This is a genomic window from Yersinia sp. 2542 StPb PI (genome assembly GCF_048593855.1).
GTDB lineage: Bacteria > Pseudomonadota > Gammaproteobacteria > Enterobacterales > Enterobacteriaceae > Yersinia > Yersinia enterocolitica_E.
This window is the reverse complement of sequence record NZ_JAZGQA010000345.1, coordinates 1-2079: the sequence shown is the minus strand read 5'-3', so window position 1 is coordinate 2079 and position 2079 is coordinate 1. Positions and strand designations below refer to the sequence as shown.

Genomic DNA, 2079 nt, shown 5'->3' with positions numbered 1-2079 from the left:
ACAGTTAACTAAATGAAAGTACCCCCTGTAAATAAATACAGGGGGTAGTTATTGCGAAGAAATCATTTAGGCGTTTCTTCCGTTTCCGGTAATGTCACGTTAAGTTCAAGTACCGAAATATCATCCCCTTTCTGCTCGAATTGCACATGCAGCATTTCAGGATCGATCTGTATATATTTACAAATAACCGCCAAAATATCGCGTTTCAAGTCAGGCAAATAATGGGGCTCACTGTCCCCACGACGACGCTCAGCGACGATAATTTGCAGCCGTTCCTTGGCTATATTGGCTGTCGGTTTTTTGCGGGACAGAAAAAAGTCTAACAAAGCCATGGTTTATCCCCCAAAAAGGCGTTTCAGGAAGCCCTTCTTCTCTTCTTCGATGAAGCGGAAGGGGCGTTCTTCTCCTAGCAAACGGTCAACGGTATCGTCATAAGCTTTACCGGCATCTGACTCTTTGTCCAGAATCACTGGCTCGCCTTGGTTCGAGGCGCGCAATACAGATTGATCTTCTGGAATAACGCCAACCAGTGGGATCCTCAGAATGTCGAGGACATCTTCCATGCTAAGCATATCGCCGCGATTAACACGCCCAGGATTGTAGCGGGTCAACAGCAGATGTTCTTTAATTGGATCCTGGCCATTCTCTGCGCGACGCGACTTGGAGGACAGTATCCCGAGGATGCGGTCAGAGTCACGAACCGAGGAGACTTCAGGGTTAGTGGTAATAACGGCTTCGTCAGCAAAATAGAGCGCCATCAAAGCACCGCTTTCGATACCCGCAGGGGAGTCGCATACCACAAACTCGAAATTCATATCGCCAAGATCGTTTAAAATCTTTTCAACACCCTCTTTGGTCAGGGCGTCTTTGTCGCGCGTCTGAGAAGCAGGCAGGATATACAGATTATCTGTACGCTTATCTTTTATTAATGCTTGGTTCAACGTGGCATCACCTTGAATCACATTAACAAAATCATAAACTACCCGGCGCTCACATCCCATGATCAAGTCTAGATTCCGTAGGCCGATATCGAAATCGATAACGACGGTTTTTTTACCTTTTTGGGCCAAGCCGGTTGCGATAGCCGCGCTTGATGTGGTCTTGCCAACGCCCCCTTTACCCGATGTAACAACAATAATGCGTGCCATGAAATGGANTCCTTGTCAAAAGGGCTTAATTTAAAGGTTGTATAGTTAATGCGTTATCCAGCAGATGCAGACGTGCGGCCTGACCAAAATACTCACGCGGGATCTGGTCACTTAACCAGTACTGCCCCGCGATAGAGACGAGCTCAGCGCCTAAATGTGTGCAAAAAATCTGGCATTGGGCATCCCCGGATGCACCTGCTAGCGCACGGCCTCGCATCATTCCATAGATATGAATATTGCCGTCGGCAATTAATTCAGCACCGGCACTGACACTGCTGATAACAATCAAATCGCAATTACGGGCATAAATCTGTTGGCCGGAACGGACAGGTGTGTTGATGATACGTGTCTTGGTCGGGGCGTTTTCCGGCGGGCTGATAACCGGCTCGGGTGCCATTTTCTGGCCTTTACCCTCACTCAATAACGGCAAACCTGCACGTGCTATCGCCCGTTTTTGACGCTCATCCTGACAACCACTGATGCCAACAATACGCAGACCTGCTGAAGTGACAGCCTGTTGGAGATCTTTCCAGTTAGCACCGTTTGGTAACGTTGCAACGTTAATCACAACAGGGGCGTTTTTCAGGAAAGCGGGGGCTTGATCCACCTTTTCCTGCAATGCCTGACGGATTACCTCCGGTCGTGAATCGTGTAAATGAACGACCGATAGGGTAAAACTACTGCCTTTTAACTCAATTGGCGATTGTGACATCTATCCTGACTCAGTTTCAGCTACGTTTAATCCCCAAAATACCACTCGGGGTACAATATTCTGATGTTCCCAAGCATGTTATAGGTAATATAAAGATAAATCTATCCGTATCAATATATTGAAATCTTAAGGTCATAATGTCTTCAATCTGACAAGAAATTACAGCATAACTTCCGCTTATTCGCTAGCCCTGACCTGCCTATATTTGGTGGTTATCAC

3 protein-coding genes are annotated in these 2079 nt (G+C 47.0%); all 3 read right to left on the bottom strand.

The annotated features are described in order from the left end of the window. Positions 1 to 62: 62 nt before the first annotated feature. The 3 genes from minE to minC all read right to left on the bottom strand — a co-directional run bounded on the left by minE (position 63) and on the right by minC (position 1860). A complete protein-coding gene (gene minE / locus V1952_RS21450; protein WP_002211180.1) occupies positions 63 to 332 on the bottom strand; it encodes a cell division topological specificity factor MinE in 270 nt (89 codons plus the stop codon). 3 nt (positions 333 to 335) lie between these two features. Continuing rightward, positions 336 to 1148, bottom strand: coding sequence for a septum site-determining protein MinD (minD, locus tag V1952_RS21445; protein ID WP_005190923.1), 813 nt, complete (start codon positions 1146 to 1148; stop codon positions 336 to 338). Positions 1149 to 1173: 25 nt separating this feature from the next. Beyond that, the gene (gene minC, locus V1952_RS21440; RefSeq protein WP_083158986.1) at positions 1174 to 1860 is read right to left on the bottom strand and encodes a septum site-determining protein MinC; all 687 of its coding nucleotides are present in this window, start codon (positions 1858 to 1860) and stop codon (positions 1174 to 1176) included. Between the last annotated feature and the right edge of the window lie 219 nt (positions 1861 to 2079).

Coding starts and splice junctions, on each gene's coding strand:
- minE (WP_002211180.1), bottom strand. CDS start 332: ATGGCTTTGTTAGACTTTTTTCTGTCCCGCAAAAAACCGACAGCCAAT.
- minC (WP_083158986.1), bottom strand. CDS start 1,860: ATGTCACAATCGCCAATTGAGTTAAAAGGCAGTAGTTTTACCCTATCG.
- minD (WP_005190923.1), bottom strand. CDS start 1,148: ATGGCACGCATTATTGTTGTTACATCGGGTAAAGGGGGCGTTGGCAAG.